Origin of the sequence: Methanoregula sp., assembly GCF_049510175.1 — an archaeon.
Lineage (GTDB): Archaea > Halobacteriota > Methanomicrobia > Methanomicrobiales > Methanospirillaceae > Methanoregula.
Genome location: NZ_JBEKZF010000001.1, coordinates 275,984 through 290,955 on the forward strand (window position 1 = coordinate 275,984; position 14,972 = coordinate 290,955).

Below are 14,972 nucleotides of genomic sequence, written 5' to 3' on the forward strand. Positions count from 1 at the left end.
TTCCGGAAAGCCGGTCTAAAAAGCATTAAATTTTTACAGCCGGATATTACTGTATGAAAATTGCGATTATCGGGGCCTCCGGTTATGCCGGTGGTGAATTGATCCGCCTCCTCGTTCACCATTCGGCTGCAAAAGTCACCTGTGCCACTTCACGGAAACTTGCAGGAACCCCGCTCGACCAGATCCATCCCCACCTGAAAGGGTTCACCGACCTAAAGTTCGAGAACCCTGAGATTGATGCGATCGATGCCGACGTGGTATTTCTTGCCGTGCCTCACACCGCGGCGATGACCTACGCAGGCAAACTGCTCTCCCGCGGGATCAAAGTCGTTGACCTGAGCGCGGATTACCGGTTGCCAAAAGAAGTATTTGAAAAAGTGTACGGTGTACCCCACACCGACTTTTTCCCCGCACCTTATGGTATCCCTGAACTTCATCGTAAGGAATGCATCAACGCGAAATTTGTTGCAAACCCCGGTTGTTTCCCGACCGGGGCAACCCTTGCCGCCGCTCCTCTCGCAAAATATGCCCATACCGTAATATTTGACTCCAAGACCGGTGTCAGCGGAGCCGGGGACAATCCTTCCGCAACAACACATTACCCCAACGTGGGGGACAATGTCGGGCCGTACAAGTGGACGACCCACCGGCACCTTGCGGAGATGAAACAGGAGCTGGCATTCCTTGGATCGAAGGCAAACGTCTACTTCACCCCCCACCTCGTGCCTGTCAACCGCGGGATCCTGACAACAGCGCATATCCTGCTCAACGAACCCATGGAGCAGGAAGAGGTGGAGAAACTCTACCACGACTTCTACAAGGGAGAATATTTCGTCCGCTACCAGAAGCCCTCGCTTGCCGCAGTCCGCGGGAGCAACTTCTGCGATGTTATGGTGGAGAGTGAAGGACACCGGGTTGTCGCCGTTTCTGCCATCGATAATCTTGTCAAAGGTGCGAGCGGCCAGGCGATCCAGAACATGAACCTGATGTGCGGTTATCCGGAAACGGATGGTCTCGTCAGCGCAGGGATGCTGCCCTAGGAGGATGATACCATGCTCGTACAGGATGCAATGACAAAAGACCCCGTTGTGTGTTCAGCGGAAACCCCCCTCCGGGACGTGGTAGCCCTCTTCCGGAAGCACCATATCGGGGGTCTCCCGGTCATGGAGGGAAAGGAGCTGGTGGGAATCATCACGGAGTCCGATCTCATTTCCCTCCTTGAGACCGAGAGGATCTCCGATGACCTCTGGCTCCCGTCCCCGTTCGAGATCATCGAGGTGCCGATCCGGGAGTACATCAACTGGGAAAAGACCAAGCACGCGCTGACAAATATCGGTGACATGCCGGCGAAAAAAGTCATGACCCACCGTGTAGTCACCACTACCGAAGAGATGGACGTCGAGGCGGCTGCCGCCCTCATGCTGAAGGAAGGCATCGCCCGCCTGCCGGTTCTGCGGGGTAAGAAGTGCGTCGGGATCATCACGCGTGCGGATATCATCAATGCGATCGGATCGGCGTATTCCGGAAAAGAAGGGGCTGGTGAATAAATGTCGTTCAAGAGTATCTGCGCTGTCCTGGGCGTCAAAGCCTGGGGCATGAAGGAGGGGAAGTTCGGTCTTGCACTCATTGAGGCGCATGGCACAGCAGCCGGTGTGTTTACGGAAAATCTGGTAAAGGCTGCACCAATCGAGCTGATGCGCAAACAGATAAAGGCCGGAAAACTTGAAGCAGTCATCGTCAACAGCGGGTGTGCAAACGCCTACACGGGAAAACGGGGGTATGCCGATGCCGTTGCCATGACGGAGTATGCCGGATCGGCACTCGGGGTACAACCCGCTCACACCGGAGTGGCAAGCACCGGGGTCATCGGGAGATACCTGGACCTGCCTCTGATCAAGCGTCAGTGCGAGACGGTCGCGCCGAAGATCGACCGGACTCCGGAAGCAGAAATCCTTGCTGCGCAGGCAATCATGACAACGGATACGATCCAGAAACACGCGCTCGTGGAAAAAGAGGGTTTCTGCATCGGGGGCATCACCAAAGGAAGTGGCATGATCGCACCAAACATGGGAACGATGCTCGCGTTCATCTACACCGATGCAGAGATCGGTGCAAAGCCGCTCTCCGATGCCCTGAAACTGGCAACCCGCCGTTCGTTCAACCGCGTTGTTGTCGATGGCGACACGAGCACGAATGACATCGCACTCTGTACCGCGACCGGTGACGCGGGCAACGTGAAAGCAGCCGAATTCTCTGCAGCGCTTGAAGAGTGTTGCCGTGCCCTTGCAGAGCAGATCGCAAAGGACGGTGAGGGCGCAACAAAGCTCCTCCAGATTACGGTAACGGGAGCAAAGAAGGAGGACGATGCGGAGAAGGTTGCCCGCACGGTCATCGAATCACCTCTCGTGAAGACCGCTGTGTACGGGGAGGATCCCAACTGGGGCCGGGTCGTTGCCGCGGCCGGCCGGGCGGGAGTGAAGTTTGATCCGAACGCGGTTTCGCTCTGGATCAGCGATGGCAGTAAAAAATACCCGCTGGTGAAATCCGGTGAGATCATTGCCGATCTCCATGCAGCCAAGAAGGCGATGCACGGCAGGAAAGTGACCTTCATCCTCGATCTTGCGGCAGGAAAGGAGCAGGCGACCGCATGGGGCTGCGATCTCACCGAGCGCTATGTGGAGATTAACGGGAGGTACACCACATAATGAAGCGTGAAGATGTGCTCATGGAAGCACTGCCCTACATCCAGCAGTTCCATGGCAAGACTATCGTGATCAAGCTCGGCGGGCACGCAATGGTGGATCCCGTTGTGCTCGAAAATGCGATCCGGGATGCGGTGCTCCTCCACTACGTTGGCATCCGCGTTGTACTTGTTCACGGCGGCGGTCCCGAGATCAGCGAGAAGATGAAGCAGATGGGCAAGGAATCGGTCTTTGTCGGGGGCCTGCGGGTGACCGATGAGGAGACCCTCGAGATCGCCCAGATGGTGCTCGTCGGCAAGATCAACAAGGGGATCGTCTCCCTGATAGCGAAGTGCGGCGCCCGTGGCGTTGGACTGTCCGGCAGCGACGGGAACCTCATCCTCGCAAAGAAGATGGATCTCCAGAAAGTCGAGATCGGCGGCATCCAGAAGGAAGTGGACCTCGGCCATGTAGGCGAGATCGAGTGGATCGATCCCACGATCCTCAACACTTTGCTCGATAAGGACTATATCCCGGTGGTATCGCCCATTGCCATCGACAAGAACGGGGGCAGCCTGAACATCAATGCCGATATCGCGGCGGGAGATATCGCCATCGCACTGAATGCCTACAAGCTCGTCAACATGACAGATGTCGACGGTGTCATGGACAAGGGCCGCACGAAGGTCTTCCGGAAACTGACCGTCCGCGAGGCGAACGATCTCCAGAAGTCCGGGGCAATCGCGGAAGGCATGATCCCAAAGGTCATGTCCGTCATCAAGGCCGTGGAGAACGGTGTCAGCTACTCCCACATCATCAATGGGAATATCGAACACAACCTCATCCTCGAGCTCTTTACCCACGATGGTGTCGGGACGATGATCTCCATGAGCTGACCATTTTCCCGAGCGCCGCTCATTATCTGGATAGGCATTTTATTAAATCAGAAGTTTTCAAAATAACTAACAGGTTTCTCATCATGGATAAGATCATCAAGATTGCTGCAGGGTTGTTCGCAATTATTGTTATTGCAAGTCTCGCGATTTTTTTAGTCAGCTTCCCGCAGCCGGCAGGGCCCACCACCACCCCCGCGATCATCTATTATTTCTATGGTGAAGAATGCCCGCACTGCCACAATATCAAGCCGTTCATGGACAACATTACGCAGAAATATCCGGAGGCCAATATCCAGATCCTCGAGGTCTGGCATAACCAGACCAACCAGAACATCTACAACCAGGTAAACTCGGCTGCCGGAATATCCACACCCCCTGGAGTTCCTGAAGTTGTTATCGGCAAGACCGTACTCGTGGGAGAAAAGGATATCCCTGACAAGCTCGAGGCGCTGGTCCAGGATTACCTCAAAAAAAAACTGTAAGTAATCCACCTCCTCCACCCACGCCACCGGGGAATACTACCCCGGCAAACCTCACTACTTCCAATGTCGCCATCAGTGCCGTCTATTTCTATGGTGACGGGTGCGAACATTGCGAGAAACTAAACTCCCTGATCACCAGTCTCCAGGAAAAATATCCCGAGCTGCATCTCGAACAGCTGGAAGTCTACCACAATGCCAGCAACCAGCAGAGATTCGTGGAGATGACCGGCCGGTATAATCTCAGCAACCCGGGGATCCCGATTATTTTTATCGGCGATCGGGCACTTGTCGGGGAAACCGCGATCAGGGAGCAGTTCGAGGAGCGTATCCTTGCTGAAAAAGAACGAACAGCTTCGTGCAATACAACTACAACTGGGCTGTCGTCGTCATGGGAAAACTGCACAACCGCAGTCACTCTTCTGACCCCCCAGATGGTGATCCTTCCGGCACTGGTTGACAGCCTCAACCCATGCGCACTCTCGGTCCTGATCTTCCTCCTCATTTCGATTGCCGCGGCAGCGAACCGGCGGCGGATCCTGCTCATCGGTGGTTCGTACATCGCAGCCGTCTTCCTGTTCCACCTCCTCATGGGGATTGGGATCTTCTCCGTGGTCACCCTCTCCGGCTACTCGAAACTGTTCCCGCTCCTTGGCGCAACCATTGCGATAATCCTTGGGGTAATCACCCTGGCAGACGTGATAAAAAACAGGGAAACGTTCGTCTTGTCCGTTCCGGAATCCGGCAAGGGTCTCCTCTCGAAATATATCCGGATCGCATCCCTGCCCGCCGCGTTTATCCTCGGGACACTCGCAGGACTGCTCGGTTTTTCCTGTACCGGCGGGATCTATATCAGCATAATCGCCCTGATGGGAAAGAGCCTGACCATATCGGCCGGCCTGCCCTACCTGCTCCTCTACAATATAATCTTCGTCCTGCCCCTCGCACTGGTAACGCTCCTTGTCGCGTACGGCGTATCCCCGGAAAAAGCGGACATGTGGAGGACCGAAAACAAGCGTGCCCTTCGCCTTGTCATCGGGCTCATCATGATCGCACTTGGTTTCGTGATCTTTCTCGGGTGGTTCGGGTAAAAAAACTATTGAGAAATGGGTTACGGCAGGTTGCCCTCGCCGGAGCGTTCGTGCTGGCGCTCCTCGCTCATGGCAATCAGAATCTCGAATATCTTCTGGACGGAAACGGGATCGATCCTGTTCTCGACAGCCAGGTTGAAGACGGATTCGAGTACTTCCGCGGTCCTCTTCCTGTCATGGATTGCAATCCCGTCCCGTATCTTTATCTCCGCCACCCTGTTTACCAGTTCCTGCCGTTTTGCGATAAGCCGGATGATGCCGGCATCCACGTTTGAGATCTCGGCCCGCATGTGTTCGAGCGACATACCATGTACATTCCCCCGCTTTTTCATAAACGTAATGCTTACGAGCACGAACGCCAAAGCAATTAACACAGGAAATCCCATCTGATCTGGTGTCTCACATGCTCGAACGAATAACCCGGCGCGAAGAAGCGGATCTTTTTGTTGCCTGGATGGCAATCGCATTATCGTTCACTATCATCAACCTCACTCCCTATGGCATTCTCGGTCCTATTGCGTCAATCGATCCCCTTAATGCCCTGATCTATTTCGGGATCGCCCTCCTAACAGTGGGGATCGGGTTTATCCTCCACGAGATGGCCCACAAATTCGTCGCGATCCGGTTCGGGTACTGGGCGGAATTTGTCAAGGACAACACCATGCTCCTCGTTGCCGTGGTCATGGCGGCACTGGTCGGGTTTGTATTCGCTGCCCCGGGAGCGACCGTCATTTATTCTCCTGACGGAAGGGGCCTGAGCAGGGAACAGAACGGGATTATATCAGCGGCAGGACCGGTCATCAACCTTGTCCTGTGCATCCTCTTTGCCGCCCTGTTCTTTATTGCCGGCGGAGTGATGGCACTCAAGACGGGCAGCCTTCCCGCAAAGATCGGTCTTGCCGGGATCCAGATCAATGCAATGATCGCGGCATTCAACCTCCTGCCGGTCAGCATCCTTGACGGAAGGAAAGTACTCGCGTGGAACTTCGTGATATTCATCGTCCTGATTGTCGCAGCCTTCGGGACGCTGGTCGCCTCGTTCTACCTTCTTTGATCCTTTTTTAGTACAGCCGCGTTACTGGCTTTTGAGTTTCTCTATCTCCCCGACGACCTTCTGCCCCTTGAGAAATGCATCCTTCATGGCGGTCGGGTGGTTTTTGATTCCCTTGTACTCGTCCATATTGTTTGCGATGATATTGTCGTAGTACTCAAAACCGGTGCCATTGAAGATCGCGGTGATTGCGGGAAATGCCCCGTCGAACACGTGATCCCAGTTCTGCCCGGCAGTCGAGATAAAGAGCCCTTTATGGCGCCTTATGTGCTCATCGGAAAAATACAGGGTTTTCAATATGAATTTCCGAGCCCAAAGATATTGTCCCCGGTCGATCAGCCCTTTGAGTTCTGCGGTGATACCCATGGTATAAATGGGAGAAGCAATGGCAATGCAATCCATAGCCAGTATCTTATCGAAAAGGGAGATCGCGTCGTCCTTCACGACACACTCCCCGGTCTTATGGCAGGCATTGCATCCCCGGCAGGGAGAATAGCTGAGATCTTTGAGCACCACTTTCTCTACGGACGCCCCGGCCGATCGCGCCCCGTCAAGAAAACTGTCCAGCAGGGTCTCGGTGTTCCCGTGCCGGTGCGGGCTTCCTGAAATTCCAAGAACGGTAACGACCATGGCAACCTCAGGTTGCGAGCCTTTTTTTCAGCTCAGCGATCATGGTTTTTCCCAGCTTCATGGCATCTGCCTTAGCAGTCGGGTGTTTTTCGATTGCGCCCTTCTCGTCAACATGGTTGATCATGAGGTAGCTGATGTCGGCGTCCCTGATGTCGATCACATGGTAGAAGCATTTGACTGAAGGAACAGCCGCATCGAAGACGTACTTCCAGTCCTGGCCGGCACTGGCAAGGAAGGCGCCGAGCCGCTTTCCTTTCCGTTCCGGTGGCACGATGGGGAGTTTGAGGACATACTTCCTCGACCGGAAGACCTGCGCCCGGTCGATGAGAGCCTTGGGCAGAGCAGCGATGCCCATGCAGTAGATGGGGGAGGAGAGGAGGATGCAGTCGGCTTCGATGATCTTATCGTGGTATATGTCCATCCCGTCGCGCTGGATGCACTTGTTGAGGGTCTCGCAGGCATTGCACCCGCGGCAGATATTGATATTCGCCTCGGTGAGCGGGACCTTTTCTATGGATATGTCGGGGTCCTCTGCCATCGATGCGAGCACCCAGTCGAGCAGCGTCTCAGAGTTCCCGTGCCGGCGCGGGCTCCCGGCAAAGGCGAGGACTTTGATCGTCATTACTCTGTTCTATGTCATCCGCGTTGAAAAATAATTGGATGGTGATCAGGGTAAATCCACGATCAGTGATCCCGGACCCTGCCATAGTGAGCATTCCGGAACCGGATCAGCTCGTTGCAGAACTCGCCCAGGTACTCGTCCATGGAGAGACTGCCCTCCTCAAAGACGCAGTCACCCTCCTCAACGACCTTGTTGATCATGTCCCGGGTGGGAAGGATCAGGTTGATGGGAACCCCGGACTTTTCCGAACCCCGGATCAGTGCCTCGCGGAAGAGCCCGATGCAGTACCCGATCCGGTACATGTACGTATGGCGGGTCTTTTCGAGGTATCCTGCAACGCGGTCTGTCTCGATACGGAGGAAATCCTCGAGGATCTTGGGATCCTTGCACTTCCCGAGCATGTACTTGTAATGGGCGTACGGGTACATCTCCTCGAGTTCTGCGGGGACGATGCCGCAGGTCCCGAAGATGACCATATGGTACTGCGGCTCCTCGAACACCTGGGAGATGATCATCCTGATCAGCTGGTGGCTGGGGCTTGCACTGTAGGGTTTCCGGACTGCACAGGGCATGAAGATGGCGATGTCCTTCCGGGTGATCTCATACTCGTCGATGATGTACCGGTACGACTGCTCGAACTCCGGGAGGTAGAACGGCGGATCGGTGAGGATCGGCAATGGACCAGCATCTTTGTCTTCCGGCTTATCGTCTGCCATCGTCTTCCATACCAGATCGCTCCCGGAGCAGATGAACCAAACGATCACCAGACCGTGCAGTCAGGATAGAAATGGTTTTTATTGGTGGCGAGTCACGCAGATAAAAAAGGGGGTGTTCGGTACCTCCCGAGGGGTTATGTCCGGGCTCACACCTTCTTGTAGCAGAGATACCAGTCTTTACATTCGTATCCTTCGCTCAGGCGCTTGTCCATCTCGGCCGCGGTCTTTGGCGGGGCCACGACAACCTTGTCGCCCGGCTGCCAGTTTGCCGGTGTTGACACCTTGTACTTGTCAGTTGTCTGGAGCGCCTTTACCATCCGGATGATCTCGGGCATAAACCGCCCGTTCGACTGCGGGTAGTAGATCATCGCCCGCATGATTCCCTTGTCATCGATGAAGAAAACACTCCTGACCGCCGCTGTCGAGTTCAGGGCCGGGTGGATCATGCCGAACTTCGTTGCCACTTTCATGTTCAGGTCGGCAATGACCGGGAACGGGATGGTGACACCCATCTTCTCCTTGATGTTGCGCACCCAGGCAAGGTGTGCCGATATACTGTCAACGGAAAGCCCGATCAGCTTCACGTTGAGCGCCGCAAGTTCATCGTGAATCGCGGCAAACGCTATGAATTCCGTTGTACAGACTGGAGTGAAATCGGCAGGATGCGAAAACAGCACCACCCATTTCCCCTTCTGGTCCGAGAGTTTGATCGGACCCTGCGTTGTATCAGCTTCAAAGTCCGGGGCAGGCTCTCCCAGCAGGGGAAGAGCCGGAAAGGTTTCTTCAGTCATACTTGCACTCCTTGCATTACTTTTTCATGATTTCATCAAGCTGTGCCTTGCCGTACACATAGGCTGGCATGCCTGAGAGCAGGAACGTGACGCGGAGCGCCTCTTCCACTTCCGCCTTGGTGACGCCGAGGTTTGCAGCTCCCGCAAGCTGGGCCCGGACCGCGTGCTGGTCACGGAGGGCGGCAGCGATCGCAATCGCGATCAGTTTCTTGGTCTTCTTCGTGAGCTTGCCGTCGTCCCAGATGTGGTTCTCGAACTTCATGACGAGATCGAACATCTCTGGATCGTTCGTAGTCAGTTCCTTGAAGAATTTCGGGACTTTGCCGATCTTCTTCTCCAGGTCATTTAAGTCTTTCTTGGTTGTAGCTTTTGCCATATTCAATCACTCCTCAAGTTGCATCGGTTCGCCGCAGCAGATCAGTTCTCCTCCGCCGGCTTCCCTGACCACAACAACATTGCCGCAGATCTCGCATTTGAAAACCTGCCCCTCCTTGGACACATTCACCATGATGGTCACTCTCTCTTCAACAGGATTTGCCTGGTGCCGGACGCCATGCGACAAACCGTTCAGACGGCTGTTGCCGATGTCCGGCACCAGTATTCACAACGACAGTACGCTGCGGGGAAAAATAAGAAGTTACTGGAAGCTCTTGCCACGTTTGGGCGGGTTTTTGGCATCTTCCGGCGTCTTGATATCCGGGCGGATGTGGGTCATCGGGAAACACTGGTACTCCGCACAGGAGCAGGAAGGGCATTTCCTGAGGTCCTGTTCACTCTCGTCGAGGGTCAGTTCTTTTCCGCAGTCAATGCAAACGTATTTGCCCGGCCCGACTTTCTGGCCTGCACTGTAGGTTTTCTGTTCGGTCAAACGAAACACCAAACCTCTCATTCACGCCAAAGATATATATGGGTTGTGTTGGTGCATATCCCGTCCTTCCCCCATTATTGGTGGAAAAATCTCCTGCGCTTTGCAAAACTATATGGCACATTTATCTCCAGTTGTATTATGGCTGGCAGGGTAATCGGGATTTTAGGTAGCCCCCTTCCCGAGGGTAATACCGCACGTCTGCTGGATCGGGCGCTGGACGGGGCAGAGGCTGCAGGATGTACGGTGGAAAAGATCGTGGTGCCGAACCTCAGTTTCGAGGCCTGCCAGGAGATGATGTTCTGCAAGGACCATGAGACCTGCATCCTGGATGACGACATGCAGCAGATGTACCCGAAACTCCGGGATGCGGACTGCCTTATCCTCGCCACGCCGATCATGAACATGGGCATTCCCGGGAAACTCAAGTCCTTCATGGACCGCTTCCAGGTCTTTTTCATGGCAAAGTACCTGAGGAAAAAATCCCTTGTTTCACCAGAGAAGAAGGCCGCACGAAAAGCGCTCTTTATCTGCATCTCCGGCATGAACGTCCCGGAGGTGTTTGTCGGCGCCAAACTTACCACGAGGTCATTCCTCGACATCATCGACTGCCAGTACTGGGACGAGCTGCTGGTGAGCGACATGGACACGATCCGCGATATCACGACACAGCCCGAACTCCTCAAAGCCGCGTATAATAAGGGATTGGCTCTTGGGAAGACACAAAACCCGTGACCCGCCCCTTTAACGGCTGTATCTTGTTGCAGATGAGGAAAAAGAATTTTGACAAAACCTTATCAGATCATCCCGCGTTCCCGCATGCTCAGGTGCCCGGTTTTCGTGACGATGACATGATCGATAAGCTGGATTCCCACGAGAGAGCCGGCCTCCTTGAGCTGGGTGGTGATCGCCATGTCCTGGCTGCTTGGCTCAAGGGAGCCCGAGGGGTGGTTATGCACACAGATGATCGATGCCGCCCGGTCTGTGATTGCATCGGCAAATACCTCGCGGGGGTGGACAAGGCTGTGATTCAGCAGGCCGACAGTGATAACCCGGTTGCCAAGCACTTCGCCGGCACCATTGAGGGTGATGCAGCAGAAGTGCTCCTGGCGTTTGTCCCGGAGGTGGGCGATAAGGGGAAGGATGTCATCAGGTTTTGTGACCTTCCCGCCTGCCACTTCGGGTGCAAAATATCTCCTTCCCATCTCAAAACAAGCCATAATCTGGGATGCTCTGGTAGGGCCGATTCCCTCGATTGCCCGGATAGTCTCGTACCGGATATCCTGTTTTTCCTTAAGGATCCCGCACACGTCCTTTGCAATTTCCCGGACATCCCTCTGTCGCGTGCCCCGCCCGATAATTGCCTCTATCAACTCAGTATCCGATAGTGCAGACGCACCTTTTTTTTCAATCTTTTCGCGAGGCCTGTCCTGGAGCGGTACATCTCTCATTTTTCTCATAAAAACCTGTTTTCCTGGCCGGTATTCCTGAGTGCTTTCCCGGGACCAGGAATACTGTCCATAACCATCATAACTCTCTCTTTTTTATTCATGTTAAATTATTCCAATAATAAAATGCGTTCTCGTGCCCTCCCGGCTTTCCGGTTATCGCCCGTGTGCCGCATCAAGAAAATTTAAGAACAACTTCCTGTCATACCATTCCCTCATGGCAACAAGTGACGATGCAAAGGAAGCGTTTGCCGGAGAATCGCAGGCAAACCGGAAATACCTGGCCTTTTCTGAGAAAGCTGCTGAGGAAGGGTTCAAGAGTGTAGCGACGCTCTTTAAGGCTGCCTCAGAGGCTGAGGCCATCCATGCAAAAAAACTGTTAAAAGTGCTCTCTGCCATCGGTCCGACCGCCCAGAACCTTGAAGGGAGCATCGCGGGGGAGACCGACGAGTATACCTCGATGTACCCGGGTTTTATCAAGACTGCCGAGGCAGAGAAAAAGACCGATGCGCTCCTCGCCTTCACCCTCGCGATGAAGGCAGAGCAGGTGCATGCAGGTCTTTACAAGAAGGCATTCGATGCCATCAAGGCCGGCCATGACCTCGGGCGGGAGAAAGTGTTTCTCTGCCCGGTCTGTGGTAATATCGAACTGGGCAAGGCTCCCGACAAGTGCCCGATCTGCGGGGTTTTCGGTAAGCAGTTCCGGGAAATCACCCTGTAATTCTTTTTTACTCTTTCTTGTCACCAGTATCCGTTGCATCTTTTTCTGATCCGTGGTTCTGTTCCTTTATCGTCGTCCTGCGCCGGTGGAGCCAGATAATGACGAGGAGTAACGCGATCAGTGTCGCCCACGATGCCGAATAGATCACGATGCTGGGATTGGCAAGGATATTCTGGGGAATGACCGACAGGGGTTGAGTTGCCGCAACGCACTGGAAGAGGATCCCGACGCTGGCCGGGAAACGGTATTTCCCGTCAAAATACCGGATATACACCGAAGCATTCCCGGAAGGGATCACGCCCTCAACCGGTGCATTGTTGGTGTTGGGGAATGCAATTGATCTGTCCACACGCCCCTCCTTCTCGTCTGCAATTTCGATATACCATGCGTCCGGGTATGATGAAGAGTAGAGATCATATCCACTGACAACAAGCTTCGAACCTGCGGGCACGGAAACGTGCCAGGTCCCGTTTACTGTTTTATCAGAGAACACGAGGGTCCGGGAAGCAGATTCCCCGTTGTTGAGATGCAGGGCCCCGGAACTGGAACCGCAGGAAGACACGGGTGTCGTCACATTCACCTGTTCTGGCGGGAGAACTCCCGGTTCTGCTGAGCAGCGGTACCGGTCGTCCATCACTTGGCTGTAATCCAGCGCAGTATCGTATATCCTGACCTCGTCAAGCCCGCCCTTCAGATAATGGGGGCATGCAGAGTCCGGTGATGCAGAAATCCCGGCATCAGCGCCGAGGATAATATAATTATTGTATTCATAGTGGATGGGGCCCGAGGCATTGACACTGTTCCTCAGTGCCCCGTCGAGATAGATCTTCACGGCCTGCCCGTCATAGGTACCCGTAACATGGTGCCACTGGCGGAGCGTGATACCCTCATGCTGCACAGGTACGGCAACAACACCAGAACCTTCGGTAGTTACGGTCCACCACAAGTCGTTCCCGTCTCCAAATCCCAGCCAGTATCCGCCATCGTCATCACTCGAGACGAGGGCCTGGGGGGCAAACGAATCCACATAGAACCAGGTCGAAACGGTGATCTCCTTTTCCGGGTGGTTCTGGGTCGTGAACGGTATACTTACGTAACTTCCCGTACCGTTAAACAGGAGTGCTCCCCCGCACCCTCCGCTCTCGGTACGTGTTGCCCCATATATTGTCCCTGCATTCCCGTGACCTGATGCGTCAAGGACGGTATTACCGCTTCCTTCATTGAAGTCGAGATAAACTGCCGGTTCACCCTGTGTTCTCGTGACGGCAGGAGCGGCATGAACACTGCCGGCAAGCACCAGGAGTATGATGCAGAGAAAGAGGTACTGTCTCAGCCTCCGAATGAATGGGTCGGTGTTCATGGTTTGTTTCCAATGGTGTATTTGAACTCGTTCAAAAAGAACATTGCGATGGAAACGGGTTTGACCCTCTTTGCCCCCGTCAATATGTTTATATTTTTCCGGAACATGTACCGCATAATGACCAAAGTCACCATATATTCGACGAAAAACTGCCCGTACTGCCGGATGGCCAAGGCATTTCTCGAGAAATATGGCGTCCCCTACGAAAGTGTCGATGTCGGCGCTGATGAAAATGCTGCACAGAAGATGATCGAACTGTCGGGCCAGCGCGGGGTTCCGGTCATCATGGTTGACAATGAAGTGATTGTCGGGTTCGATGCACCCAGGCTCAATGAGCTCTTCGGTGAGACTGATGCCACGGATATCTATACGGTCCTGATTGTTGGTGCAGGTCCGGCCGGGCTGACGGCGGCCGTCTACTGCGCACGGAAGATGCTCAATACCATGGTCATCAGCGAGAATATTGGCGGGCAGGCGCTGGAATCGTGGGCGATCGAGAACTATATGGGCTACCGGATGATCTCCGGTGAGGACCTGATGAAGAAGTTCGAGGAGCACGTCAGGACCCTCAATATCCGTCTGGAGCTGGACAAGGTCGTGGCCATCGCCCGGGAGGAGGACATATTCGTTGTAAAAACCCTCTCGGACAATACGATCCGGGCCCGGGCGCTGATCCTTACCCAGGGGAACCGGCCGAAAAAGCTTGGAGTGGCAAACGAGGAACAGTATATCGGCCGCGGGCTCTCGATCTGCTCCACCTGTGACGGCCCGCTCTTCAAGGGCAAGATCGTGGCGATTGTCGGTGGCGGAAACTCCGCGCTCCAGACCGCTCTTGAGATGAGTGATATCGCAAAATCGGTGAGCCTGATCACCCGCAGTATGATCCGGGCCGACCCGGTCTATATCGAGAAGCTGAACTCAAAGAAGAATATCACGGTGCACACGAACACGCAGATCACAGCACTCCAGGGCGACAAGTTCCTGAGTGGAATCACTATCAAGGATGAATCGGGCGCTGAGCAGAAGATCGATGTCGATGGGGTCTTCATCGAGATAGGCTGGCTCCCGAACACGGACATGGTAGACGGACTCCTTGACCTGAACGAGAAAAAAGAGATCATCGTGGATATCAACGGCCGGACCAGTGTCCCCGGTATCTTTGCGGCGGGAGACGTGACCAATGTCAAGAGCAAGCAGATCATCATTGCTGCCGGTGATGGTGCAAAGGCATCGCTTGAGGCGTTCGAGTACCTGATGAAGCAGTAAGGAACCGGGGGCGGTACTCTGGTCCCGGCTTTTTCCGGATCATTTTTCTTTTTTCTCTCATTGAATTGTCGCGGCACAATGGCGGAAAAAGATCTGGCCGGATTATTTCCGGAAATTGTCCGGAAATTTTTTTTTAAAAAATTATTTCCCGGGATTTTTTTATTTCCCCGCTCATGACACATCCGCCCCGGCCGCTCCTCCAGCAGCACTCGCAGCGAGTGGCAGTCCGCCCCGCTCCGGCTCGATGATCGCAGCGAGCAGCGGTGTTCATCCTGTCTTCTGGTGCATGCAGCAGGTCAGGAGGTGTATAATCCTCTGCAGCACGATGGAACAGGTTCCCGGCTCCCGGAAGATC

Annotated in this window: 20 protein-coding genes; 10 read left to right on the forward strand and 10 right to left on the reverse strand. The window is 54.5% G+C overall.

Going from position 1 to position 14,972, the window contains the following annotated elements; translation table 11 throughout:
* The first annotated feature begins 53 nt into the window (after positions 1 to 53).
* From argC to ABSG49_RS01425, 6 genes are all read left to right on the forward strand, one after another.
* On the forward strand, positions 54 to 1,040 hold the full coding sequence (argC, locus tag ABSG49_RS01400; protein WP_424024308.1) for an N-acetyl-gamma-glutamyl-phosphate reductase: 987 nt from the start codon (positions 54 to 56) through the stop codon (positions 1,038 to 1,040).
* 12 nt (positions 1,041 to 1,052) lie between these two features.
* Positions 1,053 to 1,547, forward strand: coding sequence for a CBS domain-containing protein (locus ABSG49_RS01405; protein ID WP_424024309.1), 495 nt, complete (start codon positions 1,053 to 1,055; stop codon positions 1,545 to 1,547).
* The gene (argJ, locus tag ABSG49_RS01410; protein ID WP_424024310.1) at positions 1,548 to 2,705 is read left to right on the forward strand and encodes a bifunctional glutamate N-acetyltransferase/amino-acid acetyltransferase ArgJ; all 1,158 of its coding nucleotides are present in this window, start codon (positions 1,548 to 1,550) and stop codon (positions 2,703 to 2,705) included. It abuts the gene before it with no gap.
* Positions 2,705 to 3,577: an acetylglutamate kinase gene (gene argB, locus ABSG49_RS01415; protein ID WP_424024311.1), complete on the forward strand. Its 873-nt coding sequence runs from the start codon at positions 2,705 to 2,707 to the stop codon at positions 3,575 to 3,577. Before argJ ends, argB begins: the two co-directional genes overlap by 1 nt.
* Positions 3,578 to 3,660: 83 nt before the next feature.
* Positions 3,661 to 4,059: a thioredoxin domain-containing protein gene (locus ABSG49_RS01420; protein ID WP_424024312.1), complete on the forward strand. Its 399-nt coding sequence runs from the start codon at positions 3,661 to 3,663 to the stop codon at positions 4,057 to 4,059.
* A 221-nt stretch (positions 4,060 to 4,280) separates the two neighbouring features.
* The gene (locus ABSG49_RS01425; protein ID WP_424024313.1) at positions 4,281 to 5,147 is read left to right on the forward strand and encodes a cytochrome c biogenesis CcdA family protein; all 867 of its coding nucleotides are present in this window, start codon (positions 4,281 to 4,283) and stop codon (positions 5,145 to 5,147) included.
* Positions 5,148 to 5,167: 20 nt separating this feature from the next.
* On the opposite strand, the gene ABSG49_RS01430 is transcribed toward ABSG49_RS01425, so the two are convergent.
* Entirely contained in the window at positions 5,168 to 5,452 is a 285-nt protein-coding gene (locus ABSG49_RS01430) for a chorismate mutase (RefSeq protein ID WP_424024314.1), read from the reverse strand.
* A gap of 98 nt (positions 5,453 to 5,550) precedes the next feature.
* On the opposite strand from ABSG49_RS01430, the gene ABSG49_RS01435 reads away from it, so the two are divergent.
* Entirely contained in the window at positions 5,551 to 6,201 is a 651-nt protein-coding gene (locus tag ABSG49_RS01435; protein ID WP_424024315.1) for a site-2 protease family protein, read from the forward strand.
* 21 nt (positions 6,202 to 6,222) lie between these two features.
* On the opposite strand, the gene ABSG49_RS01440 is transcribed toward ABSG49_RS01435, so the two are convergent.
* From ABSG49_RS01440 to ABSG49_RS01470, 7 genes are all read right to left on the reverse strand, one after another.
* The gene (locus ABSG49_RS01440) at positions 6,223 to 6,828 is read right to left on the reverse strand and encodes a flavodoxin family protein (RefSeq protein WP_424024316.1); all 606 of its coding nucleotides are present in this window, start codon (positions 6,826 to 6,828) and stop codon (positions 6,223 to 6,225) included.
* Between the two features lie 7 nt (positions 6,829 to 6,835).
* Entirely contained in the window at positions 6,836 to 7,450 is a 615-nt protein-coding gene (locus ABSG49_RS01445; protein ID WP_424024317.1) for a flavodoxin family protein, read from the reverse strand.
* 62 nt (positions 7,451 to 7,512) lie between these two features.
* Positions 7,513 to 8,166: a DUF5591 domain-containing protein gene (locus ABSG49_RS01450; protein ID WP_424024318.1), complete on the reverse strand. Its 654-nt coding sequence runs from the start codon at positions 8,164 to 8,166 to the stop codon at positions 7,513 to 7,515.
* A gap of 146 nt (positions 8,167 to 8,312) precedes the next feature.
* The gene (locus tag ABSG49_RS01455) at positions 8,313 to 8,957 is read right to left on the reverse strand and encodes a peroxiredoxin (RefSeq protein WP_424024319.1); all 645 of its coding nucleotides are present in this window, start codon (positions 8,955 to 8,957) and stop codon (positions 8,313 to 8,315) included.
* A gap of 16 nt (positions 8,958 to 8,973) precedes the next feature.
* Positions 8,974 to 9,333 carry a carboxymuconolactone decarboxylase family protein gene (locus tag ABSG49_RS01460; protein ID WP_424024320.1) on the reverse strand — a complete coding sequence of 120 codons (360 nt, stop codon included), beginning with the start codon at positions 9,331 to 9,333 and terminating at the stop codon, positions 8,974 to 8,976.
* Between the two features lie 6 nt (positions 9,334 to 9,339).
* Positions 9,340 to 9,465, reverse strand: coding sequence for a desulfoferrodoxin FeS4 iron-binding domain-containing protein (locus tag ABSG49_RS01465; RefSeq protein ID WP_424024605.1), 126 nt, complete (start codon positions 9,463 to 9,465; stop codon positions 9,340 to 9,342).
* 129 nt (positions 9,466 to 9,594) lie between these two features.
* Positions 9,595 to 9,846, reverse strand: coding sequence for a zinc ribbon-containing protein (locus ABSG49_RS01470; RefSeq protein ID WP_424024321.1), 252 nt, complete (start codon positions 9,844 to 9,846; stop codon positions 9,595 to 9,597).
* 117 nt (positions 9,847 to 9,963) lie between these two features.
* Between ABSG49_RS01470 and ABSG49_RS01475 the strand changes: the two genes are divergently transcribed.
* Positions 9,964 to 10,557, forward strand: a complete 594-nt coding sequence (locus tag ABSG49_RS01475) for a flavodoxin family protein (RefSeq protein WP_424024322.1) — start codon at positions 9,964 to 9,966, stop codon at positions 10,555 to 10,557.
* 62 nt (positions 10,558 to 10,619) lie between these two features.
* Here ABSG49_RS01475 and radC read toward each other — a convergent pair whose 3' ends face one another.
* Positions 10,620 to 11,273: a RadC family protein gene (gene radC / locus ABSG49_RS01480; protein ID WP_424024323.1), complete on the reverse strand. Its 654-nt coding sequence runs from the start codon at positions 11,271 to 11,273 to the stop codon at positions 10,620 to 10,622.
* Between the two features lie 214 nt (positions 11,274 to 11,487).
* Here radC and ABSG49_RS01485 point away from each other — a divergent pair, with 214 nt between their 5' ends.
* Positions 11,488 to 11,991 (forward strand): rubrerythrin family protein, encoded by a 504-nt coding sequence (locus ABSG49_RS01485; protein WP_424024324.1) that lies wholly within the window; start codon positions 11,488 to 11,490, stop codon positions 11,989 to 11,991.
* A gap of 7 nt (positions 11,992 to 11,998) precedes the next feature.
* Here the strand turns inward: ABSG49_RS01485 and ABSG49_RS01490 are convergent, their stop codons facing one another.
* On the reverse strand, positions 11,999 to 13,351 hold the full coding sequence (locus ABSG49_RS01490; protein WP_424024325.1) for a LamG domain-containing protein: 1,353 nt from the start codon (positions 13,349 to 13,351) through the stop codon (positions 11,999 to 12,001).
* Positions 13,352 to 13,468: 117 nt separating this feature from the next.
* On the opposite strand from ABSG49_RS01490, the gene ABSG49_RS01495 reads away from it, so the two are divergent.
* Positions 13,469 to 14,617 (forward strand): FAD-dependent oxidoreductase, encoded by a 1,149-nt coding sequence (locus tag ABSG49_RS01495; protein ID WP_424024326.1) that lies wholly within the window; start codon positions 13,469 to 13,471, stop codon positions 14,615 to 14,617.
* Positions 14,618 to 14,972: the final 355 nt, after the last annotated feature.

Bases quoted from the DNA above. Each gene is read 5' to 3' on its own strand.
- ABSG49_RS01440 (WP_424024316.1), bottom strand. From the start codon at position 6,828: ATGGTCGTTACCGTTCTTGGAATTTCAGGAAGCCCGCACCGGCACGGG.
- ABSG49_RS01495 (WP_424024326.1), top strand. From the start codon at position 13,469: ATGACCAAAGTCACCATATATTCGACGAAAAACTGCCCGTACTGCCGG.
- radC (WP_424024323.1), bottom strand. From the start codon at position 11,273: ATGAGAGATGTACCGCTCCAGGACAGGCCTCGCGAAAAGATTGAAAAA.
- ABSG49_RS01425 (WP_424024313.1), top strand. From the start codon at position 4,281: ATGACCGGCCGGTATAATCTCAGCAACCCGGGGATCCCGATTATTTTT.
- argB (WP_424024311.1), top strand. From the start codon at position 2,705: ATGAAGCGTGAAGATGTGCTCATGGAAGCACTGCCCTACATCCAGCAG.
- ABSG49_RS01420 (WP_424024312.1), top strand. From the start codon at position 3,661: ATGGATAAGATCATCAAGATTGCTGCAGGGTTGTTCGCAATTATTGTT.
- ABSG49_RS01460 (WP_424024320.1), bottom strand. From the start codon at position 9,333: ATGGCAAAAGCTACAACCAAGAAAGACTTAAATGACCTGGAGAAGAAG.
- ABSG49_RS01465 (WP_424024605.1), bottom strand. From the start codon at position 9,465: ATGGTGAATGTGTCCAAGGAGGGGCAGGTTTTCAAATGCGAGATCTGC.
- ABSG49_RS01445 (WP_424024317.1), bottom strand. From the start codon at position 7,450: ATGACGATCAAAGTCCTCGCCTTTGCCGGGAGCCCGCGCCGGCACGGG.
- ABSG49_RS01470 (WP_424024321.1), bottom strand. From the start codon at position 9,846: ATGAGAGGTTTGGTGTTTCGTTTGACCGAACAGAAAACCTACAGTGCA.
- ABSG49_RS01435 (WP_424024315.1), top strand. From the start codon at position 5,551: ATGCTCGAACGAATAACCCGGCGCGAAGAAGCGGATCTTTTTGTTGCC.
- ABSG49_RS01430 (WP_424024314.1), bottom strand. From the start codon at position 5,452: ATGTCGCTCGAACACATGCGGGCCGAGATCTCAAACGTGGATGCCGGC.
- ABSG49_RS01450 (WP_424024318.1), bottom strand. From the start codon at position 8,166: ATGGCAGACGATAAGCCGGAAGACAAAGATGCTGGTCCATTGCCGATC.
- ABSG49_RS01475 (WP_424024322.1), top strand. From the start codon at position 9,964: ATGGCTGGCAGGGTAATCGGGATTTTAGGTAGCCCCCTTCCCGAGGGT.
- ABSG49_RS01490 (WP_424024325.1), bottom strand. From the start codon at position 13,351: ATGAACACCGACCCATTCATTCGGAGGCTGAGACAGTACCTCTTTCTC.
- ABSG49_RS01405 (WP_424024309.1), top strand. From the start codon at position 1,053: ATGCTCGTACAGGATGCAATGACAAAAGACCCCGTTGTGTGTTCAGCG.
- ABSG49_RS01485 (WP_424024324.1), top strand. From the start codon at position 11,488: ATGGCAACAAGTGACGATGCAAAGGAAGCGTTTGCCGGAGAATCGCAG.
- ABSG49_RS01455 (WP_424024319.1), bottom strand. From the start codon at position 8,957: ATGACTGAAGAAACCTTTCCGGCTCTTCCCCTGCTGGGAGAGCCTGCC.
- argJ (WP_424024310.1), top strand. From the start codon at position 1,548: ATGTCGTTCAAGAGTATCTGCGCTGTCCTGGGCGTCAAAGCCTGGGGC.
- argC (WP_424024308.1), top strand. From the start codon at position 54: ATGAAAATTGCGATTATCGGGGCCTCCGGTTATGCCGGTGGTGAATTG.